22 protein-coding genes are annotated in these 26,795 nt (G+C 38.5%); 11 read left to right on the top strand and 11 right to left on the bottom strand.

The features are described 5' to 3' along the window. Positions 1-223: 223 nt before the first annotated feature. The 3 genes from BC008_RS36995 to BC008_RS50005 all read right to left on the bottom strand — a co-directional run bounded on the left by BC008_RS36995 (position 224) and on the right by BC008_RS50005 (position 2,980). Positions 224-1,411: a calcium-binding protein gene (locus BC008_RS36995; protein ID WP_058184427.1), complete on the bottom strand. Its 1,188-nt coding sequence runs from the start codon at positions 1,409-1,411 to the stop codon at positions 224-226. 269 nt (positions 1,412-1,680) lie between these two features. Beyond that, positions 1,681-2,367, bottom strand: coding sequence for a response regulator transcription factor (locus tag BC008_RS36990; RefSeq protein ID WP_027846382.1), 687 nt, complete (start codon positions 2,365-2,367; stop codon positions 1,681-1,683). A 439-nt stretch (positions 2,368-2,806) separates the two neighbouring features. Continuing rightward, positions 2,807-2,980 (bottom strand): hypothetical protein, encoded by a 174-nt coding sequence (locus tag BC008_RS50005; protein ID WP_161938209.1) that lies wholly within the window; start codon positions 2,978-2,980, stop codon positions 2,807-2,809. Positions 2,981-4,444: 1,464 nt separating this feature from the next. Between BC008_RS50005 and nifB the strand changes: the two genes are divergently transcribed. After that, a complete protein-coding gene (gene nifB / locus BC008_RS36985) occupies positions 4,445-5,899 on the top strand; it encodes a nitrogenase cofactor biosynthesis protein NifB (protein ID WP_027846473.1) in 1,455 nt (484 codons plus the stop codon). A 21-nt stretch (positions 5,900-5,920) separates the two neighbouring features. On the opposite strand, the gene BC008_RS50000 is transcribed toward nifB, so the two are convergent. Beyond that, entirely contained in the window at positions 5,921-6,094 is a 174-nt protein-coding gene (locus BC008_RS50000; protein ID WP_161938208.1) for a hypothetical protein, read from the bottom strand. Between BC008_RS50000 and BC008_RS36980 the strand changes: the two genes are divergently transcribed. From BC008_RS36980 to BC008_RS36955, 7 genes are all read left to right on the top strand, one after another. After that, complete coding sequence (locus BC008_RS36980; RefSeq protein WP_058184425.1) at positions 6,093-6,467, top strand: 4Fe-4S binding protein; 375 nt, start codon at positions 6,093-6,095, stop codon at positions 6,465-6,467. The two genes, BC008_RS50000 and BC008_RS36980, sit on opposite strands and share 2 nt — an antisense overlap. 129 nt (positions 6,468-6,596) lie before the next feature. Beyond that, positions 6,597-7,805: a cysteine desulfurase NifS gene (gene nifS / locus BC008_RS36975; protein WP_027846474.1), complete on the top strand. Its 1,209-nt coding sequence runs from the start codon at positions 6,597-6,599 to the stop codon at positions 7,803-7,805. 13 nt (positions 7,806-7,818) lie between these two features. Continuing rightward, the gene (locus tag BC008_RS52335) at positions 7,819-7,953 is read left to right on the top strand and encodes a hypothetical protein (protein WP_268768274.1); all 135 of its coding nucleotides are present in this window, start codon (positions 7,819-7,821) and stop codon (positions 7,951-7,953) included. A 37-nt stretch (positions 7,954-7,990) separates the two neighbouring features. After that, a complete protein-coding gene (nifU, locus tag BC008_RS36970) occupies positions 7,991-8,881 on the top strand; it encodes a Fe-S cluster assembly protein NifU (protein WP_027846701.1) in 891 nt (296 codons plus the stop codon). A 370-nt stretch (positions 8,882-9,251) separates the two neighbouring features. Beyond that, positions 9,252-10,148, top strand: a complete 897-nt coding sequence (gene nifH / locus BC008_RS36965) for a nitrogenase iron protein (protein ID WP_027846702.1) — start codon at positions 9,252-9,254, stop codon at positions 10,146-10,148. A gap of 107 nt (positions 10,149-10,255) precedes the next feature. Beyond that, the gene (nifD, locus tag BC008_RS36960) at positions 10,256-11,632 is read left to right on the top strand and encodes a nitrogenase molybdenum-iron protein alpha chain (protein ID WP_058184423.1); all 1,377 of its coding nucleotides are present in this window, start codon (positions 10,256-10,258) and stop codon (positions 11,630-11,632) included. A gap of 493 nt (positions 11,633-12,125) precedes the next feature. Continuing rightward, positions 12,126-13,013 carry a DMT family transporter gene (locus BC008_RS36955; protein ID WP_027841781.1) on the top strand — a complete coding sequence of 296 codons (888 nt, stop codon included), beginning with the start codon at positions 12,126-12,128 and terminating at the stop codon, positions 13,011-13,013. A gap of 155 nt (positions 13,014-13,168) precedes the next feature. On the opposite strand, the gene BC008_RS36950 is transcribed toward BC008_RS36955, so the two are convergent. Together BC008_RS36950 and BC008_RS36945 are read right to left on the bottom strand one after the other, a co-directional pair. Continuing rightward, positions 13,169-14,383 carry an FAD-dependent oxidoreductase gene (locus BC008_RS36950; RefSeq protein WP_027841782.1) on the bottom strand — a complete coding sequence of 405 codons (1,215 nt, stop codon included), beginning with the start codon at positions 14,381-14,383 and terminating at the stop codon, positions 13,169-13,171. Positions 14,384-14,451: 68 nt separating this feature from the next. Then, a complete protein-coding gene (locus tag BC008_RS36945; RefSeq protein ID WP_027841783.1) occupies positions 14,452-15,990 on the bottom strand; it encodes a phytoene desaturase family protein in 1,539 nt (512 codons plus the stop codon). 156 nt (positions 15,991-16,146) lie between these two features. On the opposite strand from BC008_RS36945, the gene BC008_RS49995 reads away from it, so the two are divergent. Then, on the top strand, positions 16,147-16,308 hold the full coding sequence (locus BC008_RS49995) for a hypothetical protein (protein WP_161938207.1): 162 nt from the start codon (positions 16,147-16,149) through the stop codon (positions 16,306-16,308). On the opposite strand, the gene BC008_RS36935 is transcribed toward BC008_RS49995, so the two are convergent. After that, positions 16,309-16,794: a GNAT family N-acetyltransferase gene (locus BC008_RS36935; RefSeq protein WP_201026214.1), complete on the bottom strand. Its 486-nt coding sequence runs from the start codon at positions 16,792-16,794 to the stop codon at positions 16,309-16,311. A gap of 735 nt (positions 16,795-17,529) precedes the next feature. Here BC008_RS36935 and fusA point away from each other — a divergent pair. After that, positions 17,530-19,620: an elongation factor G gene (gene fusA / locus BC008_RS36930; protein WP_027841786.1), complete on the top strand. Its 2,091-nt coding sequence runs from the start codon at positions 17,530-17,532 to the stop codon at positions 19,618-19,620. 57 nt (positions 19,621-19,677) lie between these two features. Here fusA and BC008_RS36925 read toward each other — a convergent pair whose 3' ends face one another. Beyond that, positions 19,678-20,211, bottom strand: coding sequence for a dihydrofolate reductase family protein (locus BC008_RS36925; RefSeq protein ID WP_027841787.1), 534 nt, complete (start codon positions 20,209-20,211; stop codon positions 19,678-19,680). A gap of 270 nt (positions 20,212-20,481) precedes the next feature. Beyond that, positions 20,482-21,294 (bottom strand): NYN domain-containing protein, encoded by an 813-nt coding sequence (locus tag BC008_RS36920; RefSeq protein ID WP_082650715.1) that lies wholly within the window; start codon positions 21,292-21,294, stop codon positions 20,482-20,484. Between the two features lie 604 nt (positions 21,295-21,898). Between BC008_RS36920 and BC008_RS36915 the strand changes: the two genes are divergently transcribed. Then, complete coding sequence (locus BC008_RS36915) at positions 21,899-23,140, top strand: FAD/NAD(P)-binding protein (RefSeq protein ID WP_027841789.1); 1,242 nt, start codon at positions 21,899-21,901, stop codon at positions 23,138-23,140. 189 nt (positions 23,141-23,329) lie between these two features. Here the strand turns inward: BC008_RS36915 and thrS are convergent, their stop codons facing one another. Next, positions 23,330-25,192 (bottom strand): threonine--tRNA ligase, encoded by a 1,863-nt coding sequence (gene thrS / locus BC008_RS36910; protein ID WP_027841790.1) that lies wholly within the window; start codon positions 25,190-25,192, stop codon positions 23,330-23,332. Between the two features lie 523 nt (positions 25,193-25,715). After that, the gene (locus BC008_RS36905) at positions 25,716-26,783 is read right to left on the bottom strand and encodes a metal ABC transporter solute-binding protein, Zn/Mn family (protein WP_027841791.1); all 1,068 of its coding nucleotides are present in this window, start codon (positions 26,781-26,783) and stop codon (positions 25,716-25,718) included. Positions 26,784-26,795 lie beyond the last annotated feature (12 nt).

Genomic DNA, 26,795 nt, shown 5'->3' with positions numbered 1-26,795 from the left:
TTAACTAGAAATATTAATTTGCAGGGTAAATGTCAAGAACTTGAAAAGATTATCTTCACTTGTCGATTTTTTATATATGTAAGTATCAAATAGTAAAGACTGATTGAAAAAATACAAGAAAAACCCTGGTATGATAGCAGGGCTTGTTTGGCGTAATAATAAATCTGGTAAACTTTTGGCAATAACTAACCTATTTTTAATTTTCTGAGCTAATAGTAAATAGTTATACGATAACGAAGTTTTCTGCAGTTATACTAGCAGCATCAGTACCCAGTAAGATTGCTAAATCTTGACCGTTAGCATCAATAAGAGCATTGTCACCATTTTGAGTAATACTTAAATCTTCAAATCCAATTCCCAAACCACTTAAACCAATTACATCTTCACCACTTGTAAAGTCAGTGATAGTATTAGCAATATCAGGAGTTTCAGCAGTAGCAATCCAAAATTGGTCTGCACCAGCACCACCGGTAATAGTGTTGTCACCACCATTTGTCACAAATATTTGGTCTGCACCAGCACCACCAACAACTCTATCTCTAGCACCCAGAATTAGAGTATCATCACCACCACCAGCATAAATACGATTACCACCTTCACTATTAATAGAAGCATCTATCAAATCAGCATCAGCACCACCAAAGATTATTTGATTGCTACCATCAACTTCAATAGCGTCTGCACCAAGACTACCAAAAATAGTTTCAGGATTACTTGCTGTAGGTTGGTTGATATCTTGAACCTTAATTAGAGAAGAAGAAAAATCTACTTCACCATCATCGATTTCCTCTGTAAACACCTCACCAACACCCTTTGCATAGTATTTATATTCAAACTCGTCTGATTCAGAAAATTCTTTAATTTTGATTACATCCTCAAATTGACCAAATTTACTAGAGATAGAAGTATCAGTATCAACAATTTTTGCTTGCTCTTGTTCTTGCTCTCCAATCTCAAATCTTTGGTAATAAGCTTCACCATTTTCCGGACTAGCATCCATAATCAATCCGGGAAGATTCTCGTTTTGACCAGCTAACCAAGAATCAGATTTATCAGTATTAACTAAATTACCTTGGGAGTCATATTCATACTCAGTTTCATCCTCACCTAGTAACCAAACATTTCCTTCTCGATCTTGAGCATAGTAAGAAAGTGTTTCTTCACTGAGTACACCATTTTCAAACTCTTTTTCTTGTACTACTCGACTGGTAACGCCAAGAATATCTTTAGTATCGTTAGTAACAAGAACTTCCCGTTTTTCCAACTCAACTTCACCGGTATCTTCATCAATTTCTTTCCCCTCATAGGTAGAAAGAGTACCTGAGACTAAAGGAAAATAGGGATTATTGATGGTAGTCGAATTTTTGGAGTCAAATTTTGCTTGCTTGAAGTCTGGAAGTAATGTTTTCACGGTTATCTTTACTTTATATTCTCGAAAAGTTTGCAATCAAGCTAAGAGTTCAACACTCGTCAGTTATAAACCTGCCGTTTTTAAATCTCAGCTTTTCTTTGATAAAAAGTGTTGTACTTCGAAAATGTCAAGAAAGGGTAAAGATTTACCTGAATTTGAATTTTATAGGAGTTTTAAGTAGATTCATACATTTACTATCGGGCTATACTACCTATTCACTGTTCTCTATGTTGATAAAAATATTAAATTCATTTTGCCGTCGGTACTTATCAATTATTTTTACGACTAAGACGATAACCCATCCCATAAACTGTTTCCAGAAAATTTTCTGACATTCCTGCATCCTTAAGTTTGCGTCGCAAATTAGTAATGTGTGTTGTGACAGTTCTGTCTCCGGCTTGGACAACTTTGTCAAATTCCCATAATTTCTCTAATATTGCCGAACGATTAAATACTTGATTTGGGTTACGGAGAAATAGTTCCAAAATCATGTATTCTTTGATCGTAAGAGCAATATTTTTTCCATCGTAGCTAACCTCTGCACTATTGGAGTCGAGCTGCAACTTGTTATAACTTAAAATCGGTGATTTGGTTTCCAGACTTCTGCGAGATAAAGCCCTGATTCGTGCTGCTAATTCATCTAATTTAAAAGGTTTAACCAGATAATCATCAGCTCCAGCATCTAAACCTATGACTTTATCGGTGGTGGTATCTTTTGCTGTGAGCATCAAAATTAATGCTTTATATCTAGCTTCCCTTAATCTTTTACACAGACTAATACCATCTAGTTTGGGTAACATTAAATCTAATAAAATTAAGTCATATTTCGTTGCTTGAGTGTATTCCCATCCTTCGACACCATCTGCTGCAATCTCTACAACATGATGTTGATGTTTTAGATCTTGAGCCAAGGGTCTGGCAATGCGATCATCATCTTCTACAATTAAAATTCTCATATTATGTTTCTTTTCCCAGGGCGAACGCATCTTGTCAATAAAAATGCTATTTTCTCAATAAAACCCTACTTTTCGCATTAAATCCTATTAATTGAGAATCTATGGTCTGAAATTTTTTACCTTCCATACACGCTTAAAACAATAAGACTAACGAAAAATCTTATTTTTACGTCAAGTACATAAATCAAAGTTTTTGTCCATTTATTTTTGTTAATTTTAGATGGGTTTGCCCTGTTTCTTTTTCTCTGAACTTAGCAACGAACAATCACAAAGCTGTTAGTGCTAATGGAGATATTCTGTACACAAAATTATTACAGGAAGTTAAAAGAAACAAAAATTTATCATACAAGCTTTTTACAGGAATTGTTGCACTTTTGCTGGTCTGTTACCTTCAAACATTTGCTCTCTTACCTCTAGCACAGTCTGAAAATGGCTGATATCAGTCAGATACGAATGGCACTAAGAAAAGCTGTTCGCCGCTAGGCGCGGGGTGTTCGGGAGGTGTGGGGAGAGGGGGTAGAGAGGGGAGAGGGGGGAGTTTAATTAATGCAGGTTGTTGCATAAAGCTACCTCCCACACTTCCCACACCTCCCACACTCCCCACACTCCCCATCAGTTCAAGGTTTGAGTCTTAACTTCGTGCCATTCCAGTCAGATACCAGTTAACTTTCACAACATCCTTGATAGTAGCTCCTGCTTAATTTAAAGCTGTTTTTAAATTGATAATGTTCACCTTAGTCTGACGCTGGATATCTCCCTCACGGATTACGTTCCAATTTTCGTCAATGGCTGTAAATTAAATTGAGTTACTCATCACCCATTAGGATAAAACTCATTAATCTTTACTCACTTGCTTGATAATTATTTAAGTTTGGTTATAACATTTAGATAAATGCTTCCTGATTCCAAGAAGCATTGCAAATTTATCCTTCTATAGATGATGGCTCTGACGTTGATATAGGCGTTTATCAGCCATAAGAGAAGGATTATATAGATCCCATTTAAAGGTGTAATATCGAATTTTATAGCGAATAATTCTCATTTACTTTTCATGTTGGATCGATTTAAACTACTGATATAGCAAAAAATCAGGGGAAATCACTTCAGTTTTAAGGACAAAGTTTAAGAAAGGGTTAATTGAATTTTTTGTGCAAAAAAAAAGTGATATCTTAGATACAGAATTGAATTTCGCACATAACTGGAGTGGTACTGCTCCGTAGACTGCTCCAGTTTTTCAGACTTAGCTTTTCAAGTCCGACTTTTCAAGTTTCAGGGTTCCTATATATCAAAAATATGAAGAATCATTAGGGTTTTATTAGATCGACGTAGCGGTGGGTTAGAAAGGGATTGTAGATTAGGGGCTTGGCTGGATTAATTATTATTCCCAGGGATTCAAATGAATTGAGACTCTAAGAAGTAGGGATTGAGATCGGTGGAAGTTAGAAGAAGTAGAGATTGAGATCGGTGGAAGTTGGAAGTTTTGGAAATAGCGATAAGCTCTCTGAGCATGCGCAAAGCAATGGTGAATTAATGAATGAGTACAAAAAAATATTGTCCCCGAACTGAAAAAATCCAGTAGCTATCCCTGGAAATACTAGTACCCTAGCTGAGAAAAAAATTTAAATTTTCTTAATCGTTTAATATACCTGGGTTTGAGATTTTGAGTACAAGTTTAATAAACTTAATAAATCTTATCCGAGTGGTTTGTAAAGTGCTCAATTTTGGTGATTGCTATAAATCATATATCGCCAAACACTTAACGCGTTCCCAAGAACCAAGTCAATTACTCAATTTTGATTAAGTTCTCGAACCTAACGTGATAAGTGAGTGGAGGGATGAGATAGCACCATGCCCCTGTGAACTGGAAGTCGTGCTTGGAAGTACATTGATTTTCCCAATTCTCAAGCTTTGACACACACCAGCCGAGAACTTTTAGATCAAAACATTTGCCTGCACTCTACTGGAAAGAAGTAGGCAAAGTGCGATCCAAGTGCGGCTTCTATTCCTCAACAACTCAACGGGTTAGCTAAAACATCTTTCCCCGTGGCAGCTAGTCCACCAATTTTTGCGAAATTCAATGTCTGCACTGTCTTCAGGAATCATCAATCCTTCAACTACGGACCCTACAAAGGATAAAAATTCGACTGTCTCTGGTGGTTGCGGCGGATGCAGCAGCGAAACCACCGTAGAAATGGACGATAAGCTCAAAGAAAGAATTGCAAAACATCCTTGTTATAGCGAAGAAGCTCACCATCACTATGCTAGGATGCACGTAGCAGTTGCACCGGCTTGTAATATTCAATGCAATTACTGTAACCGCAAGTATGATTGTGCAAATGAAAGCCGTCCGGGAGTAGTAAGTGAATTACTAACCCCAGAAGAGGCTGCACAGAAAGTATTGGTTGTTGCCGGTAAAATTCCCCAAATGACTGTTTTGGGAATTGCTGGACCAGGTGACCCATTAGCAAACCCCGAAAAAACCTTCCGTACTTTTGAATTAATTGCAGAACAAGCACCAGATATAAAACTTTGTTTATCGACCAACGGTCTCATGCTTCCCGAATATGTAGACCGCATCAAAGAACTAAATATAGATCACGTTACCATCACCATTAATATGGTGGATCCTGAAATTGGAGAAAAAATCTATTCTTGGGTTCACTATAAACGCAAACGTTACAGAGGTATAGAAGGAGCAAGAATTCTCCATCAGAAGCAGATGGAAGGTTTGCAAGCTTTGAAAGAAGCGGATATCCTCTGTAAAGTTAACTCGGTAATGATTCCGGGAATAAACGACAAACATTTGCCTGAAGTCAATCAAGTAATTCGTGAACATGGTGCATTCTTGCACAACATTATGCCTCTGATTAGTGCACCGGAACATGGTACTCACTTTGGACTCACAGGTCAGCGCGGTCCCACACCCAAAGAATTGAAAGCATTACAAGATAAATGTTCTGGTGGAATCAAATTAATGCGTCATTGTCGTCAATGTCGTGCTGATGCAGTAGGTTTATTAGGGGAAGATCGCAGCCAAGAATTTACCAAAGATAAGTTCATGGAAATGGCTCCAGAATACGATCTGGAAAAACGCCAAGAAGTTCATGAAGGTATTGAGAAATTTAGAATTGAACTGCAAAATGCCAAAGAAAAGGTAAAAGCAGAGAAAAATGCTGTCAGTCATGAGAAAATTTTAGTTGCAGTAGCAACCAAAGGTGGTGGAATTGTTAACCAACACTTTGGTCATGCAAAGGAATTCCAAATATACGAAGTAGACGGTAATGAAGTAACTTTCGTCGCTCACCGCAAAATAGACCGCTACTGTCAAGGTGGATACGGCGAAGAAGCCACTCTCGACCATATCATCCAAGCAATTTCTGATTGTAAAGCAGTTTTAGTTGCCAAGATTGGTGATTGTCCGAAAGAGCAGTTACATAAAACTGGAATTAAGACCGTTGAAGCTTACGAATCTATCGACAAAGTAGCTTTGGAATTTCACCAAGAATATGTGCGGGAACTAGTAACCAAATAATTTGAATTTGGTAAAGGGGAGCTAGTGACAAAAAATAAGACTAAAGTCTTGGGAAAAATAAGCATCAAAACTTATTCTTATTCCCCTTAGCGCAGCGTGACTGTAGGTCATATCCCCACTTCCTATTCCCCATTCATGATTCCCAGTACTCATTACCCAAAATCCCAACAAAACCCTTGTAAGGAGTACGCTCATGTCTTATAAAATTACCAGTCAGTGCATTTCCTGTGACTTGTGTCTTTCAGTATGTCCAACCAACGCAATCAAAATAATTGATGGTCATCGTTGGATCGATCCCAATCTTTGCACAGACTGCGTTGGTAGCATTCATAACGTACCTCAATGTGCAGCAGGTTGCCCTACTTACAGAGGTTGCATCAAAGAAAAGACAGACTATTGGCAATGCTGGTTTGATACATATAATCGATTTGTAAAAAAATTAAGAAATAAGCAAGATTACTGGGAGGGCTGGTTTGACCTTTATTCCCAGAAGTACTCAGAGCAAATACAAAAAGTTCAAAAGCAGACCCCAAGAATGGAAACTGCTATACGAACTCAGAATTTATAAGAAAAAGACTCGGAAATGGGGATATTATTCTCAATCTCAACTCCCCATTTCACCTAAACATCCACCCTCTTGTCTTAAAAAAAATAACTGCCATTATTCTTGGCTACGTGTGAAATCGAATTGAAAGCAATGGAAAATAACTGTATTTATCTCGACAATAATGCAACAACCAAAGTAGACCCAGCAGTTGTAGAAGCGATGATGCCCTACATAACTGAATACTATGGTAATCCCTCTAGCATGCACACTTTCGGCGGACAAGTTAGCAAAGCAATTAGACAAGCAAGGGAAAAAGTTGCAGCCCTCATTGGTGCAGAAGAATCGGAAATAATTTTTACCAGTGGTGGGACAGAAGGAGATAATGCTGCAATCAGGGCTGCATTACAAGCACAACCCCAAAAGCGACATATCATTACAACTCAAGTAGAGCATCCAGCGGTACTAAATCTCTGCAAACAAATGCAGAATCAGGGTTACGAAGTAACTTATCTTTCAGTAGATAGTCGAGGACAACTGGACTTACACGAACTTGAGGCTGCTCTAACAGGTAACACTGCTCTAGTGACCATAATGTATGCCAATAACGAAACTGGGGTAATCTTCCCCATCGAAGAAATTGGCAAACTAGTTAAAGAGTATGGTGCAATCTTTCATGTAGATGCAGTACAAGCTGTGGGTAAAATTCCCCTGAACATGAAAAATAGTACCATCGACATGTTGAGCATATCCGGTCATAAAATTCATGCTCCCAAAGGAATTGGTGCATTATATGTGCGACGCGGAGTAAGATTTCGCCCAATGTTAATTGGTGGGGGACAAGAACGTGGTAGAAGGGGAGGAACCCCTAACGTTCCGGGAATAGTAGCCCTCGGGAAAGCTGCAGAATTAGAATTACTGCATATTGAAGAAGCTACAGCCAGAGAAAGAAGGTTGCGCGATCGCCTAGAAAAAGCAATAATTAATACCATTCCTGACTGTGAAGTGAATGGTCATGGAAGCGAAAGACTACCTAACACTACAAATATTGGTTTTAAATATATCGAAGGTGAAGCAATTCTCTTGCTTTTAAACCAACATGGAATTTGTGCATCTAGTGGTTCTGCTTGTAGTTCCGGCTCTCTAGAACCATCCCACGTTTTGCGAGCAATGGGATTACCCTATACAACTCTACATGGCTCAATTCGCTTCAGTCTTTGTCGATACACAACAGAAGCCGAAATAGATGCTGTTTTAGGGGTACTCCCTGGTATTATTGAACGCCTACGTGCAATATCGCCTTTCACTAATGATGAAGCAGGTTGGCTACAAGAACAGGAACAGGTATTGGCTCACCGTTAATGAGTAAGGAGTAATGAGTAATGTTAGCGTAAGCGGGGCGCGACAGCGCACAGTAATAAGTAATAAGTCGGGAGTCAGAATTTTTATTATCCCTATCACCAATTACCAATTACCCATTACCCATTACCCATTACCCATTACCACTTAACAATTACCTATTGAAAATTTAAGAATTAGAATCAATCATGTGGGAATATACAGATAAGGTATTAGAACTCTTTTACAATCCTAAAAACCAAGGTACAATAGAAGATAAGGGTGAAGCTGGAGTTGAAATATCAACAGGAGAAGTAGGCAGTATTGCCTGTGGAGATGCTCTCAGACTTCATATAAAAGTTGACCAAGAAACTGATAAAATTATTGACGCTCGCTTTCAAACTTTTGGTTGCACCAGTGCGATCGCATCTTCAGAAGCACTAGTGGAAATCGTCAAAGGTAAAACCTTAGATGAAGCTCTAAAAATTACCAACAAAGATATAGCCGAGTACTTGGGTGGATTACCTCAAGAAAAGATGCACTGTTCGGTAATGGGTCAAGAAGCTTTAGAAGCAGCAGTCTATAATTATCGAGGTATTCCCCTCGCAACTCATGACGATGATGATGAAGGTGCACTGATTTGTAGTTGTTTTGGTGTCAGCGAACCGAAAATCCGCCGAGTTATTCAAGAGAATAATTTAGCTACAGCAGAAGAAGTAACAAATTATATCAAAGCTGGTGGCGGTTGTGGAACTTGTCTCGCATCAATTGATGACATAATCATCGATGTACAAAGAGGAATCACCTCATCTCCACAAAATTCCACTAACTCTAACTACATCAGTCAACCTTCAGGTAAAAAACTAACACCAGTGCAGCAAATAGCACTAATCCAAAAAGTGTTAGATGAAGAAGTCAGACCCGTTCTAATTGCTGATGGAGGAGATGTAGAACTCTACGATGTAGAAGGTGACAAAGTTAAAGTTTTACTACAAGGTGCTTGTGGTTCCTGCTCCAGTAGCACAGCAACTCTAAAAATTGCCATCGAATCTAGATTAAAAGAACGCATCAGTCAAAACATAGTAGTAGAAGCAGTATAGCGATCGCGTGAAATATCCTTAGGTCAAATACTAATCCCTAATGATGGTTCGGAAAAGCTTATAAGCTATTATCTGCAATAAATAAACTGCCGCCACAACAACTAATTCACAATAACTAAATCACAACAGAATAACTCAGAAAACTCAAAAAAGAAGAGGAAATAAATGTTTTTAGTATCCATATTTTCAGGCGTTGAGCGTTCGCCTCCTAGGTCCCTTGACTTTCCAGGAGAGTATATCGTCAAAGTACCAACCTAGTGCAGGCGACGTTCTCCTCACGCTCACAACTGTACTTGCAAGAGCGTAACAACACCTTAAATCAACCCTAAGCTCCACTAACTTAACAACCAACCAATTACAGGAGAAAATCATGACTGACGAAAACATTAGACAGATAGCTTTTTACGGTAAAGGTGGTATCGGTAAGTCCACTACCTCTCAAAACACCATTGCTGCTATGGCACAAATGGGTCAGCGCGTCATGATCGTTGGTTGCGACCCTAAAGCTGACTCTACTCGTTTGATGTTGCACTCAAAAGCACAAACTACCGTACTTCACTTAGCTGCTGAGCGTGGTGCGGTAGAAGACTTAGAACTTGAAGAAGTAATGCTCACAGGCTTCCGTGGCGTACGTTGCGTTGAGTCTGGTGGTCCCGAGCCCGGTGTAGGTTGTGCTGGTCGTGGTATCATCACCTCCATCAACTTCTTAGAAGAAAATGGCGCTTACCAAGATTTAGATTTCGTATCCTACGACGTATTAGGTGACGTTGTATGTGGTGGTTTCGCGATGCCTATTCGTGAAGGTAAAGCCCAAGAAATCTACATCGTTACCTCTGGTGAGATGATGGCGATGTATGCTGCTAACAACATTGCTCGCGGTATTCTTAAGTATGCTCACTCTGGTGGTGTACGTTTGGGTGGTTTAATTTGTAACAGCCGTAAGACTGACCGTGAAGATGAATTGATTGAAAACTTGGCTAAAAGACTTAACACTCAAATGATTCACTTCGTACCTCGTGACAACATCGTACAGCACGCTGAATTGCGTCGTATGACTGTTAACGAGTACGCACCTGATAGCAATCAAGCTCAAGAGTATGCTTCTTTAGCTAAGAAAATCATCAACAACAAAAATCTTACCATTCCTACACCAATGGAAATGGATGAATTAGAGGAATTGTTGATTGAATTCGGTATTCTCGACGATGATTCTAAGCATGCAGACATCATTGGTCAAACCCAAGCAGAACAAGCTGCTGCTAAGTAACTAATATTTTAGGCAAAGGAAAAGGGAAATTTATCTTTCCCCCTTTGACCTTCCCTTCCATCACCAATTCCCAGGTTCGAACTGAATATAAAGAGAGGTTATTAAACATGTCACCTACTGACAAGAACAAAGTCGTTGAAGAGCGCAAAGAACTGATTAAGGAAGTCCTTGACACTTACCCTGAGAAAGCACGTAAAAAGCGTGCCAAGCACTTAAACGTTCATGAAGAAGGTAAGTCAGATTGTGGTGTTAAGTCTAACATCAAATCTATTCCTGGTGTGATGACCGCTCGTGGTTGTGCTTATGCAGGTTCTAAAGGTGTGGTTTGGGGTCCGATTAAGGACATGATTCACATCAGCCATGGTCCTGTAGGTTGTGGTTACTGGTCTTGGTCTGGTCGTCGTAACTACTATATTGGTACCACTGGTATTGATACCTTCGGTACCATGCACTTTACCTCTGACTTCCAAGAACGGGATATCGTTTTCGGTGGTGACAAAAAACTCCTGAAGATGATTAAGGAAATCGATGAACTGTTCCCCCTTAACAACGGTATTTCAGTTCAATCTGAATGTCCTATCGGTCTAATTGGTGATGACATCGAAGCGGTTGCAAGAAAAGGTTCCAAAGAAATTGGTAAACCTATTATCCCCGTTCGTTGTGAAGGTTTCCGTGGTGTATCTCAGTCCTTAGGACACCACATTGCTAACGATACCATCCGTGACTGGGTATTCCCCAAAGCTGACAAAGCTGCTAAAGATGGTACTTTAGGTTATGAACCCGGTCCTTATGATGTTGCAATCATTGGTGACTACAACATCGGTGGTGATGCTTGGTCTAGTCGCATCCTGTTAGAAGAAATCGGCTTGCGCGTAGTCGCTCAGTGGTCTGGTGATGGTACTTTCAACGAGTTGATGGTAACTCCTAAGGTCAAGATGAACTTAGTTCACTGTTACCGTTCTATGAACTACATCACCCGTCACATGGAAGAAACCTATGGTATTCCCTGGATGGAATACAACTTCTTCGGTCCTACCAAGATTGCTGAATCTTTGAGAGCGATCGCTTCCAAGTTTGACGAGAAAATTCAAGAGAACGCCGAGAAAGTAATTGCTAAGTATCAGCCTACAGTAGATGCAATTCTAGCTAAATATGGTACTCGTTTAGATGGTAAAACTGTTGCATTGATGGTTGGTGGTTTACGTCCTCGCCACGTTGTACCAGCATTTACTGACTTAGGTATTAAGTTAGTAAGTACCGGTTATGAATTCGCTCATAACGATGACTACAAACGTACTACCCACTACATTGAAAATGGTACCATCGTTTATGATGACGTAACTGCTTACGAATTCGAAGAATTTGTTAAAGCTCTTAAACCTGACATCGTTGGTGCTGGGATCAAAGAAAAGTATGTCTTCCAGAAAATGGGTCTTCCATTCCGCCAAATGCACTCTTGGGATTACTCCGAGCTTGGTTACTGAACTCAAAAGCTCATCATTTCAAGGTTTTGTGCAAAGGAGAAAAAGTAAAGACTATTTTTAGCCTAAATATAATTTTTTTGATTTCCGGTCCCTAATATGTTTGTGGTAAACAACAGAACAGAATATTGACTAAATATAGTCTTTACCCTTAAATGAAGTCTGCATTAAATGAAAATTGTAAAGACAAAAACTTTTTGAATAATTGTTTTTTTAGACTAAATCATGGAATTCATAAAAATATTTATAGAAATACCTTAGTTTGAGGTAGCTCTAAATCTTTGTAACCAATAAACTGATGCATAGAGAAAACTCCAGATTGCAGCACCAGAAATAGATCCTACCACACCACGAATTAATCCATCTGTTCCCATACCGTTACTAAAATAGCCTTCGCAAGAATAATTTCACTTTTGCCCAGTTGGTAGAGAAAATGGAATAATTAAATTTGGGAATGTTTGCAATTTTGTTACCTAAATAACACCCAAAATTGATTATGAGAATCTTAGATCTCTTTCAGCTTTTGCTACTTTCAGCATTGTGGGGTTCTTCATTTTTATTTATACGAGTTGCAGTTCCTGTATTAGGTCCGATTTGGTTGATCCAGTTTCAAGTATTATTGGCAGGTTTAGTATTTTTACCAGTATTAGTACAATTGGGTCTTTTACATCAAATTCGCCGCAATTTAATTCCACTAATCGTTACTGGATGTATTAATTCGGCTGTTCCATTTTCACTCTTTGCATTTGCATCTTTATCCCTACCTGCAGGATTTACGTCTATTTTGAATGCGACAACTCCACTATTCGGGATCGTTATTGCTTCAGTTTTCCTTCAGGAAAAATTAACCACCACTCGAATGGTTGGCTTAATTCTAGGATTCATCGGCGTAGTAGTTTTTGTCGGATGGAAAGCAATTTCAGCAACATCAACTTTCTTGCTTGCAGTATCAGCTGGACTATCTGCAGCCTTGATGTATGCTACAGCCGCTCCATACGCCCAAAAAAAATTCGCTGGTGTTTCATCGCTAGTCGTTGCTACCGGAAGTCAGTTAAGTGCAGCGTTCTTACTATTACCTATCTTACCATTCACAATACCTCAACAAATACCCTCCATTACTGTAGTGATGGCGGTAATCGCTCTTGCTTTGCTATCAAACGCCTTTGCACGTGTTCTCTATTTCCAACTGATTGAGAATATTGGCTCAACCAAAACCTTAACTGTTAATTATCTCGTTCCGGTATTCGCAATGCTTTGGGGTGCGCTCATATTGAAAGAAACTGTGACAGTCTCAATGATATTAGGCTGTAGTTTAATTCTCTTAGGAACAGCGATTGCTAACGATCTATTTACCGGAGTCCTAACCAGAGAATCAGAAAACTGATATGGTAGCTATTTTGAGTTAATTTATTTTCCGTTAATATAAACCGCAGCTTCCGATACTAAAAGTTATGCAACATAAGCTTCTAGAGTATTAATAGTAGGATGGTGACCATAACATCATCTTCAACCTCTGCATTGGCAATTGCTTCTCGCATTTTAGCCAATTAATTGAGCAACTCGTATCGCCGAAGTAATAGCTCCTTCATGCAAACCATCTCCAAGATATGCACCTGCATGATAAGTATTGTTTTCACCATTAGTACTGACTACTTCATCTCTGTATTTAAAAGACTCTACTGTATATAGTGGAGTAGTATGTTCCTGAATGTGCAGGATTTCGTCTTTTACAATCAAACTATCGAGGTTAAAGGCTAAACTATATTTCACTGGTGATGAAATACCGCAAAGCTGATTGAGATAAGCGTTATATCCCCACCCTTTGTTGGTTTGGAAAAAATCAAATTCCGATAGTTCCCGAATACCATATCGAGCATACATCGAAGTATCTTTGTGGAGAAAGCTTCTGATATGATTTTCTTCCCATGCACAAAAGCGTTTAATTTCTTCACTGCTTGGATCGGCTAATAGTTTTATTACTCGATCTGGAGGAGTTGCAAAAACCACTTTGTCAAATAGTTGCGTAAAACCGTCAGATAACTCAACTTTAACTGCGTCAGGAGTTCTAGAAATTGCTGATACTTCAACATTCAGAAATACTTCACCCTTAAAGCGTTTGAGAATTTTTTCGATATAGGAGTATACTCCACCTTTAATTCTCACCCAATCAACAAAAACATAATCCTGCAGAACTGGAATTGCGAGTTCTGCAGGAAAATTATCTATTAACTCAAAGGACATTGAGTAGCTGTACATAGTCAATAATTTTAGCCAGCAATTACGGACACATTGTCGTCTCAACACTTGAGACATCGAAATATCATAGAAATCCTGCACTTTGGAAAATTTTGTTTTTACCCAGAACCCCGCAGAACGGGCATAAAGAGTGTCTAATCTCAGATATTCAAGCAACCGTTGAATTCCTGTGAAGTTTTTCTGAATCATTTTACCTGACAGAAAGTGGCGACCATCTTTGAGAAATAGTGCAGATCCAACATCAACAGGTTCTAATTCCACTTCCAGTTCTTTCATCAACTCTAAGAAGTTATGAAAAACAACAGGAAATTCAAGTACGCCATTTTCCAAAACCTCTTCGCAGTTTGAATGATTGGGTTTGACATTTTTGTTGAGCGTGCGAATATGTCCCCCTAAAATCGGCTGTCTTTCGAAGACTGTAACGTGATGACCCTTTTTATCGAGTAGGTATGCTGTAACCATACCACTTGCTCCACCGCCAATAATTGCTATTTTCATATCTGTGCGCTGAACTCAACACCCTTAAATCAAGACCTTTAAACATTAGTAATCAACTTATTTCAGGTTTACCCGTCACCTAAAATTACGTCTCCAGATAACCGTTGATATAATAATGCTCCCGTCCAAAATGTTGGAGCAAATCCTGGATATCCCGATGAAGCATTGCAGAAATAGAAATTTTTCAAAGAGGTCTGATGATTCAACCGACCGATTCCCATATTTTTTGGTGTCAGGCTAGAGCCATAGGAATTCCCATTTGGACACCAGCAAAATCGCTCATTTGTGGTTGGACTACCAGTAATTTTAAAAACTATATATTTTCTCAAGTTTGGCACATAGTCTTTCTCTACCACATCTAAGATGGAGTCTAAAATCTCCTCTTTCTTCTGGTTATAAGCTTTTCGACTGCTATCTCTGAGTTCCTTAAAATAAGCATATTTAGCAACGGTCAAGAACTCAATTATTTGACAATCCTCAGGACAGTCGCGATGTTCTTGAGTCAGTAAAGTTGGTGTTGTAATCGCAAAACTAGGATTAGAAAAGTCATTCTTTTCATACATTTGAGCAAATGCTTCATTCAAATCTCTGTGTCCTGTATGAAAAGTGTTTGATTTGCCAAAACCATAGTCTCGCAGATCGATATCTTTCACCACACAGTAAGCCATGAAGTTTGACGGCGAATACTCATAATTGAGTTTTTGGCGGATTTTCTTAGAGAAATTCTCTTTACCAATCATCTTTGCAGCTTTTTTCGGATCAATATTACAGATGACAGTTTCACCAGTAAATTCATGGGTTTGATGAGTGATGCGATCTATAGCTTGGACACCAATTACTGTCCGATCTGTAACCATAAAATTTGTAACTTCAAGATTGGGGAGAAATTTTCCTCCATTATCTTCAATAATCTGGACCAAAGAATTGATAACATATTCAAAATGCTGTGTAGGGTAAAAAGCTCCCTCCTGATACCCTGTAAATAAAATTACCCAAGCATAAAAAGAAAGTTGATTTGGAGGTAATAAAAAATCAGGCCATTGTAACGCTAAAAGTGTCTGTGCCTCCTGAGGTAGTTTAAACTTATCGAAAACATCTTGCAGGGTACTTTTGAGATAGGTTATGGCACAGAAAACCTCAGCAAAATTTTTGAATAATTCGGCAGGCTTTATGGGAGGTGATAGTTTCTTTAATCCCTGACTAGTGCGGAGAACCTCATTAACAAATTTACGAATACGAGCAGCATCTTTGGGAAAGAGTTTAGATAAACGTCCGATCAATTCTTCAGATTTTGAAGGAATATCCAATGAATAACCGGGCATTCTCATGCGATCGAAACCATTAGGATTGTATCTTTCAAAAGTTATGTCTTTATCTAAGTTCAATTTTTTCAGAACTCGATTGACAGTATGTCCTTCACCACAATCCCACACATAATGCAGTTGGGCATTAAACCTATATTTTTTTGCCATCGTGAAGGTATGTCCAAATCCCCCCGGATACTCATGGGCTTCTAAAACTTGAACTCGCTTACCAGCTTTTGCCATCAGAGAGCCAAATACCAGAGCTGATAAACCACTGCCTAGGATAAGGTAATCTGTTTTCATTATTCTGTTTCCTTTCTCAATAGCTAGCTGCAATGGTGTCAGAGAAAGGGCAATGAGAGTAATTATTTAAGATTGAACCGATTGAACCAGACGGCACATAAAGTATTGCTCTTTACACTAAAACCATAAGTAATGAATAAAAATAAGAATAATATCATGTCCGTTCGATCTCCGATGATAAAAATACGTCTTCGTAATGAAAACATTTATCTAACGGACATGATATATAACCATCCTCCGATCGCTGCGATGAATCGAACTATCTTGAAAATAATAAAAAAACTTGAGGAAATTGTGAGGATACAAAAAGATTTGTAATTATAAGTGAATTTCATGTAAATCAATTTGAAGCAGGGGAAATTCGCGATTTGGAATATTTGCATATTTTTTTGTGCCGATTCTTGTTCCACCCACATTAAGATAAAATTGCTCTGCGTTTGGATCGCTCTGAATGATTATTCTCCTGTATCCTAAATTTTGTCCTTGTTGTTTGGCGTGCATTATCAACTTTCGCCCGTAACCTTTACCTATTTCTGAAGGTTCAATAAACAAAAAACCCAATTCCACTTCATTTTCACTGAGATGTTCTAGAGAGTAGAAACCAATAATCAATTCTTTGTTTTCAAGTACAAAAGTGGGATTTTGTTCAATATAGTTCAGATCGACAGTAAATCCTTGGCGACATGCATTTATAAATTCTTCAGAGTAGCCCCAGTATGCTTTGGAACGTAATGCTAACTCAGTCAGGTATTCAGTTTCACTTGGCAATGCAAATCGAATTAACCAAGGTTGAATATCAAGCACGGTAGATTATCCTCTAAACTTTTTCAGCTTCTTTTCGATCCGCGATCTGTAACGCAAACATCTGGCAACTCTATTCCTAAAAAAGCATTTACTAAAAATTTTACAAGCTTAAGATAAACTCCTTAAATGCGATCGCAATAGGTAAACCCAATTTTAAACTATCTAAATTATTCGGTGATGCCAATATGCCTTTAAGTAACCCATGGTGATTCACTTGTAACTAAATATGAAAGGTAATTCCTCCAATTAGGTTCGGTTTGTCACACCCAATAAACTAAAACCACTAGTTTAAAATTTAATGGTGTCAATGACCTTTAGGTATTTGCCTAAAGAACAACAATTAACAAATTAGAAAAACAAAGAAATCAAAAACTAATAAATTATTACCCTTGAAGTTTTGTCGCTAGAGTAGTTTTATTAAGATGAACAAGAAATGGAAATTTCTACTCCAGTTTTTGGCTTTTTAGAGCCCTATAGGATATTTTTTGCGTTTTTTATTTATGGGAAACAAATTGCAATACTTTGACTTCCTTCACCTTTAGATACAAATATTTTATAATTACTTAACAATTGGTATCGTCCCCATAACCATGAAAAGGGCTTAAAATGTCCCAGATGGTAGAGTTCTGTCCAGCCATTGCTGGTTACGAAGACAACGCCGATTCCCCACCCCCTTTGAGTCCTACTTGAGGGCCAACGCTAACGGTTCTTAGCACTTAGTTATTATAGTAAATTATGAAAGACCTCACTCGTTATCGAAACATCGGCATCTTCGCTCACGTGGATGCAGGTAAGACAACCACAACTGAAAGAATCCTAAAGCTTACCGGTAAAATTCACAAAATCGGCGAAGTACATGAAGGTGCAGCAACAACCGACTTCATGGAACAGGAACAGGAGCGAGGTATCACTATTCAGTCAGCAGCAACCACTTGCTTCTGGAAAGAAAATCAACTGAATATTATTGATACTCCTGGTCACGTGGATTTTACCATTGAGGTTTATCGCTCTCTCAAGGTTCTCGATGGTGGGATTGGTGTTTTCTGTGGCTCAGGTGGTGTTGAACCACAATCTGAAACCAACTGGCGCTATGCCAACGACTCCGAAGTAGCCCGTATTGTATACGTCAATAAGCTCGACCGGATGGGTGCCGATTTTTACCGAGTAGTTAAGCAGGTAGAAGATGTACTTGCAGCAAAGCCCTTAGTAATGGTGTTGCCCATTGGTACGGAGTCTGATTTTGTTGGTGTAGTCGACCTACTCACTCGCAAAGCGTGGGTATGGGATGATTCTGGCGATCCATTGAACTATGAAATCAAAGATGTACCTGCCGATATGGTTGATGATGTTGAAACCTATCGCGAACAGTTGATTGAAACAGCGATCGAACAAGATGACGATCTCATGGAGAAATACCTGGAAGGGGAAGAGATTGACATCGAATCCATTAAGCGCTGTATTCGCAAAGGTACCATCGCACTTGATTTCTTCCCCACCTACTGTGGTTCATCATTCAAAAACAAAGGCGTACAATTGGTACTTGACGCTGTTGTGGATTATTTGCCTAACCCAACTGAAGTTAAACCACAACCAGAAGTAGATCTCGAAGGTAATGAAACCGGTACATTTGCTTTTGTAGATCCAGAGAAGCCTTTACGCGCTTTAGCATTTAAGATCATGGACGATCGCTATGGTGCTCTTACCTTTACCCGTCTTTACTCCGGTAAGATAAATAAAGGTGAAACCGTACTTAATACTGCTACAGGTAAGACCGAACGAATTGGTCGTCTTGTGGAAATGCATGCTGACTCCCGGGAAGAAGTTACTTCAGCTCAAGCAGGGGACATTGTTGCGATCGTTGGTATGAAGAATGTTCAAACTGGACATACTTTGTGCGATCCTAAAGAACCTGCAACCCTGGAACCCATGGTATTCCCAGACCCTGTAATCTCAATTGCAGTAGCACCGAAGAAGAAGGGAGGTGCTGAGAAGATGGGTCTTGCGTTAAGTAAAATGGTTCAGGAAGATCCATCCTTCCAAGTTGAGACCGATCAGGAAAGCGGAGAAACCATCATCAAAGGGATGGGAGAACTGCATTTGGATATTAAGGTTGATATCCTCAGACGGACTCACGGGGTTGAAGTTGATGTTGGTAAGCCACAAGTGGCATATCGCGAATCTATTACTAAGCGCCTTGAAGACAGTTATACCCACAAGAAACAGTCCGGTGGTTCTGGTCAGTATGGTAAGATTGATTACGTTGTTGAACCTGGCGAAGTTGGTAGTGGCTTCCAGTTCGAATCCAAGGTAACCGGTGGTAACGTACCTAGAGAATTTTGGCCTGCTGTGCAAAAGGGCTTTCAAACCAGTATCGTTAAGGGCGTTTTAGCTGGTTTCCCTTGTGTTGATGTAAAAGTCACTTTGAAAGACGGTGCTTATCACCCTGTTGATTCATCTGCAATTGCATTTGAAGTTGCAGCGAAGGCTGCTTATCGGCAAACTTTCCCCAAAGCTGGTCCCCAGCTACTTGAGCCGATTATGAAAGTTGATGCTTTCACTCCAGATGCTCATGTTGGTGATGTAATTGGAGATTTAAATCGCCGTCGTGGAATGATTAAGTCTCAAGACGCTGCTGCAACAGGTGTTCGCATCAAAGCAGATGTTCCTTTAAGTGAGATGTTCGGTTATATTGGCGATCTACGTACCATGACATCTGGTCGTGGTCAGTTCTCAATGGAATTTTCTCATTATGCTCCTTGTCCTGCTAACGTAGCAGAAGAAGTAATCAAGGAAACTAAAGAGCGTGAAGCCGCTGCTGCTAAGTAGTTCTTTCTGAAATAAATAGTAATAAGTAGGGTGTGTTGTCGCTAAGCGCAACGCACCTTATTTATTAAAGTGCATTACCTGATAATTAAGCAAAATAATGCCACTTCTATAAATCTTACTGTTGGTGAGTTCTAAAGTAGTCTGTTCAATCGCTCTTCCAAAAAGCGGAATACCTGAACCCATTAAAAATGGATTGAGTTTTAGAATTACCTCATCAATTAAGTTTTCAGCAAAAAGCGTTGCGGCTAAATCTGCGCCACCACATAAATAAATATCTTTTCCCGTTTCATTTTTCAAATTTCTGACTAAGTTGGGGACATTGTCTGAAATAAGTTGAACTCGCTCGTCTGGACTTTTTCTCATTGTGCGGGAAAATACATAACTCTTCATATTCGGATATGGGTCAGTTTTTCCTTCTTTTAAACCTACTTCGTAAGTTTTACGACCCATAAGAACAACATCAAATGATTTTAAAGACTCGAGGTAATCAGCAACAACCTCATTATCGAATGGAAAACAGTCAAACGATCCATCTTCGCGAGCAATAAAGCCATCAATGCTGCAAGCTACGTAATACTTTAATTTTCGCATATCGAACCTCCAAGATTTACTTCCCCGCATTTAGCTACACTTTTATAGCGGATTTCTACTCGGTGAGGTACAGATACTTCTTGTAGTGAAGCATTTTTGTCCACCAAAATGTACCTCATTAAGTTGCAAACCGCTATACTTTATCTTTCACAGATATTTCGCTAAATTTTTTATTAAATAGTAGATACTTTGATAGGATGCACGATCGCGATCATGCACCCTATCCACTAAATTAATCATATTAGCAGTATAAACAATTGTTATTTACCCTTATTTTTTTTGTTTGTTTCTGACATAAATTGTCTTATTACTTCGCTTAATTTCAAATAAATCAATTGCTTCAAATAAACCACTTAATTTATCATATCCATAATTGCGTGACTCAAAGGATGCTTGATTTCTTATATGAGAACCAATTGCAGACAAACTCGACCATCCATTATCATCCTCAGTACTAGAAACAGCACTTCTGAGCAAATTCATCAATTGACTATCCTGTTTCAACTCCTGTCCAGTTTTTTTGACAGTTGCAGCAGCTTTAGATTCTTCAGAATCAATATTTTGAGTAATACTTTCTAAATATAAAAAAGTTGAGCACGCATGAACAAAAGGTGAAGGTGTTTTCTTCTCACCAAATCCATAAACTTTCAAGCCATTAGTCAGAATGCGCATTACTAAAGGAGTAAAATCGCAATCACTTGATACAATTGCAAAAGCATCTAAATCCTGTGTATACAGTAAATCCATTGCATCAATTATCATGGCTGCATCAGTTGCATTTTTGCCTTTTGTATAATCAAACTGCTGTACAGGGCGAATAGCATATTCATGCAAACAATTCTCCCAAGGTTTCAAACCAGAACTTTTCCAATTTCCATAAGCTCTACGAACATTAGCAACTCCATACTTTGCAATCTCAGATAAGATCGCATTAATCCTAGATGCAGGTGCATTATCTGCATCAATCAGCAATGCAATTTTTAATTTCGATTGCTGCTGTATCTTATTGTTATATGCATTACCAACAAGTTTGCTTAATAATCTAATATCACCAAATTCGGAAAATGCTTCATCAAAACCCATATATTTCTCAATGTAGACAGTATCTCCAATTTAGCTATAGTTAAACCTTGTCTTTATCCGATATTTTGCGGATTTTTTTGGGAATATAAATTTACAACAGTCGAGTAGATTTTCGTATATTAACAACTTGAATCTCAGTAAATTCTCATTTATAAATCAGTTACTTCTCAGCATAGTCTCAGATACTAAGTAAGTGAAGGAATAAAAACAAAACCCAAAAATAACTGGTTTTTTAACTTGATAGTTTTTACACAAAAAATTTTACTAAGTTAAAAAACCTTTTTTTTGATTCTAACAGAAACACATCTAATCTTAGAGCTAGGGGACACAATCTAATTTATAAATATTTTGTCCCTCTTGATCTTCAAGTAAATTGAAACTTTATGCTGTGTAATATCAACTGTGAGAAAGCAAGAATGCTCTCTGCTTAGGTCGAATCTGCGTAACCGAAATCGGTAGTTTAAAGGAAATATTCATATATTTATGATGAGCGTGGAAAATCCCTTTCCTACGGTGCTCAAAAAAAGTTTTAACTGAACTGTATTAGATTATCAAGGCATATCAAGTTTATAATGATAATCGTTGTCATTCTCAGAAAAATTTAATGGGAAGTAGTCCACCACACCTATTAACTAAAATCGACTTGGCGATTATTGGATCTGGACCTCATGCTCTGACTTTAGTAACTCATCTGTTAAAAAAACGGCAAAAGCTAAGGTCAAAAATAGTAGTATTCGACCCCAGTGGTAAATGGATAAGCCAATGGGAGCGCCAATTCGCAGCATTGGAAATACCACATTTGCGTTCTCCTGCGGTTCATCACCCAGATCCTTATCCTTTTGCTTTGCGTAAATTTGCTGAATCTCGTCTGGATGAACTTTTTCCTCCTTATGATTTACCTGGAACTCGGTTATTTGAGGATTTTTGCCAGGATTTGATTCGCTGTTGGGATTTGGAAGATAAAATTATCCCTACAAAAGTGATTCGAATTCAACCCTTATCTCATCCTATTTATCCTCGTTTTCGCTTGTGGTTAGAAAATGGAAAATCGATGATAGCGCGACGAGTTGTGCTAGCGACTGGTAGCAGTCAACAGCAAATACCAGATTGGGTCAGTCAGATCGAGTCACCGATACCCGAAGATAGACTTGCTCATTCCCAGACAATAGATTTACGTCGACTAAGGTTAACTAATGAGCGAATATTAATTGTCGGTGGAGGATTAACCAGCGGACATCTAGCTATTGGTGCTCTGTCTCGTGGAGCTCAAGTACAAATGATGATTCGACGACAGTTGCAAGAAAAACTTTTTGATGCTGAACCTGGTTGGCTCGGACCAAAATATCTCAAAGGTTTTGAAGCGGAATCTGACTGGGAAAAACGCTGGGAGCTAATTCAACAAGCAAGAAATGGCGGTTCCATGACACCAGCAATAGTAACCCAGTTACGACGCCAAGAACGTACTGGAAAGCTCAAAATTAATCAAAATACTCAAATAGTTTGGGTTGAGTGGTTGGGGAATAATTGGTTAGTAAAATATACCAATGGTGACGAATATGAGTGCGACCGCATTTGGTTATCTACTGGAACCCGCTTTGATGTTCACTCAGAGCCGCTATTGAGTGAAGTTTTGCAAACATATCCCATTCCTGTGGTTAAAGGTTTACCTGTTTTAGACAATTATTTGCGGTGGTCTGGTTGTTCTTTATTTATTATGGGTGGGTTGGCAGCTTTGCAGATCGGACCAACAGCCAGAAATTTATCTGGTGCAAGAATGGCTAGTCAGAAAATAGTACCCGCAATCGTCAAATCTAGCATTGCTCCTTCCCTTGTTAGAAGTGCTTAGGACTTTGAGGATTTTTCCCAAAGAAACCTAAGAAGCATCATTGAAGAAGAATTTGGATAAGTTATATCCAAATTTAAGCCTGTAGACTGGGTAGTATAATGCCGACACTACCAGCAAAGCCTCTAGCTGCGACCGCATTTAGCAATCAACTCATATAGTTTGTGACATATTTAATAGCTAAAATTAATGCTAAATATTTGAATTTAAAGCAATAGCTGACTGTAAACAAGTAATTGTTTCATTGATTGATAGGGTTCCTAAATCTCCAGCTTTTCGGGTACGCACGCTTAAATTTTGGTTTTCCATCTCTCGTTTTCCAACTACAGCAACTACAGGAATCTTTTCTAATTCAGCATTACGAATTTGTTTACCTAATCTTTCTCCACTACCATCAACTTCTACTCTTAATCCTTCTTTATGCAATTCCCTTGCTACTGATTCTGCATATTCTCGTACTTCATCGCTGACTGGTAATAATCTACATTGAATTGGCGATAACCACAAAGGAAAATCACCCGCATAATTCTCAATTAAAATTCCAAAAAAACGTTCTATCGAACCAAAAATAGCCCGATGAATCATAATTGGTCGTTTTTTAGTATCGTCAGCAGCAACATATTGCATATCAAACCTTTCAGGTAAATTAAAATCTACCTGAATCGTCGAACATTGCCACAAACGACCAATTGCATCTTGAATTTTTATATCTATTTTTGGTCCATAAAAAGCACCGCCACCTTCATCAATAATATAGTTCCAACCTTTACTATCCAATGCTTCTTTTAAAGCTGCAGTTGCTAACTCCCACACCTCATCTGTCCCTACTGATTTACTGGGACGAGTAGAAAGATTGATTTCATAATTATTAAAACCAAAATCAGATAAAATCTGCTCGGTAAGATTCAATACTCCTAAAATTTCATCAGCGATTTGATTCGGTAAACAAAAGATATGAGCATCATCTTGAGTAAACCCACGCACCCGCATCAAACCATGTAGCGCTCCAGAACGTTCGTAACGATAAACGGTTCCTAATTCCGCCCATCTTAGTGGTAATTCTCGATAGGAATGTAGCTTATTTTTATAAGTCAGAACGTGGAAAGGACAATTCATCGGCTTAATTTGATAAGCCTGTTTTTCCACTTCCATCGAGTCAAACATACTTTCATTATAAAAATCATAATGACCCGATGTTTTCCATAAATCTAAATTAGCAATATGGGGTGTATATAATAATTTATAACCAGATTCTATGTGAGATTTACGCCAATATTCTTCAATTATGTAGCGAATTGTTGCACCTTTAGGATGCCAAAATACTAACCCTCCACCAGCATCTTCTTGGATACTAAATAAATCTAATTGTTGACCTAATTTTCTATGGTCGCGTTTTAATGCTTCTTCTCTTTGTTTCAAAAAAGCTTGTAATTCTTCTGGAGTTTCCCAAGCTGTACCGTAAATACGCTGTAACATCGGCTTGGTTTCATCACCTTGCCAATATGCACCCGCAACATTTAATAATGCAAACGCTTTTTTATTAATTTCTCCAGTAAAATTTACGTGGGGTCCCGCACATAAGTCCCACCAATGACTATCAGCTTTATTATATTTTGTATTATTTATATTATCTACAGCAAACAATGATGATTCTGTATTACCAGGATCGGGAGTACCAATAAAATAACGGCTAATTGTTTCTTGGGCAGGAATTCGTTCTAAAATTTCTAACTTATATGGTTCATTTAAAGCTACAATCTCTTTTTTAATTTCTTCCCTTTCCACCTCCTCGCGAATAATAGGTAAATTTGCTTTAATTATTCGCCGCATTTGGGCTTCAATTTTACCTAAATCATCGGTCGTAATACTTACGGGAGAATCAAAATCGTAGTAGAAACCTGTATTGGTAACTGGTCCAATTGCAACTTTAGTCCCCGGAAAAAGTTTTTGTACAGCCATAGCCATGATATGAGCGCAAGTATGACGAATCCGCTCAAGTTTTTGGGCATCTTTTTCTTGCAAGCCGTCCTGAGATTGGAATAATGAACTGACCATATGTGATGATGATGAGAATCGTTATCATAATAGCGTAAAAATTTGGTTTAATGTGAAGGCTGTTTTGGGTAGTAAGCTCCTCACACTTGAATTTAGAATACAGATATGCGAATAAATGCAGATCCCCCAGATGCTTACACCACCTATAGCAATCGTATTTTATTTGTGAACAGATAAATCCTGTAGAGACGCTATATTATGACCTTACGGTTACACTGCGTTAACGCGTCTCTACAATATTAATTCTCATAAATGATTTAGGATTGTTATATTTTTTATCCTGATACTGATTAAATATTAATTACGAATAAAACCAGAGTACACCCCAAATCTAAAAAATAATCAACCAGATTTCTAGATCTCGCCACAAACAACTTAACTAATCGCTAAACTTTTCAGTTTGATACATTCTAAAAAAAACCAGTTTTTTGACAGAGGGTCTGATTGAGGTACTAAATTCCACAACCTGCAAGGGAATGAGACTGATTATTTTATTAATTACTTGACCCTCAAGCGTCAATTATTATTCTTGGAAAGTCGTGTATTGACCTCCCAAGCCATCCACAATGGCTTTAGTATTAGCAACTAACATTTTCTGATAAGTATCAGCATCACTACCTTGTTCACCCAAACCATCAGCATATAGTTTTTCTTCAGCAACTTTTACATTCGCTTCTTTAGCAACTCTTTCAATTAGTTTAGAACTATGGGTACTTTCTGCAAATATTGTCGGTACCTTCTCTTGCTTAATTTCCTTAGATAATTGAGCAACTCTTGCTGCTGTTGGTTCTGCATCAGTACTCAAACCTTCTACAGCACCTTCATATTTAATATTATATGCCTCGGTATAGTAGCTTAAAGCGTCGTGAGTGGTAACTAATTTACGTTGATTTGCAGGAATCGTAGCCATATTTTGTTGAATCCAGCTATCTATTTCTTTAATTTCCCCAGTTACTTTTTGGGCATTAGCTGCATACAATTGAGCGTTATCTGGAGCAACTTTCTCTAGATTACTACGAATAGCTTCTACCATTTGCACCCCATTTTCAGCATCGTGCCATACATGGGGGTCTGGCGCTTTTTCTTCTGAGTGTTTCCCTTCTTTCTCGTGGTCGTGGTCGTCGTGCTTTTCTCCCTTATGCTGATCATGACCGTGGTCGTGTTCTTCCCCCATAATTGGTTTAGGAACAGCAACTTCATGAATCGCTACTTTAGGAGCCTCATTACTGCTTGCTTGAACTAATTTGATAATACCAGGTTCAAAATTATAACCACCGTATAAAACTAAATTAGCCTGCTCGATTGCTTTGCGGTCATCTGGCTTAGGCTGGTATGTGTGGGGGTCTTGACCTGCATCTACTAAACAGTTCAAGTCAACAGTTTGAGCCGCTACTTGTTTTGTTAGGTCACATATTACGCTAGTAGTCGCCACAACAAGAGGACGCTTCCCCGTTGCAGTACTGCTAGCATTTACGGCAGAATTTTCTTCTGTACCAGAATTGGAATTAACTTGCTCGTTACCACCACAGCCAACTAAACCAAAAGCTAAGGTTAATGCCGCGATTGCACTCAGAGGTAGTTTTCTAAACATCAGTTATTAGGA

Source organism: Mastigocoleus testarum BC008, from assembly GCF_001456025.1.
Classification (GTDB): Bacteria; Cyanobacteriota; Cyanobacteriia; order Cyanobacteriales; family Nostocaceae; genus Mastigocoleus; species Mastigocoleus testarum.
This window is presented reverse-complemented; position numbering and strand designations above follow the sequence as displayed.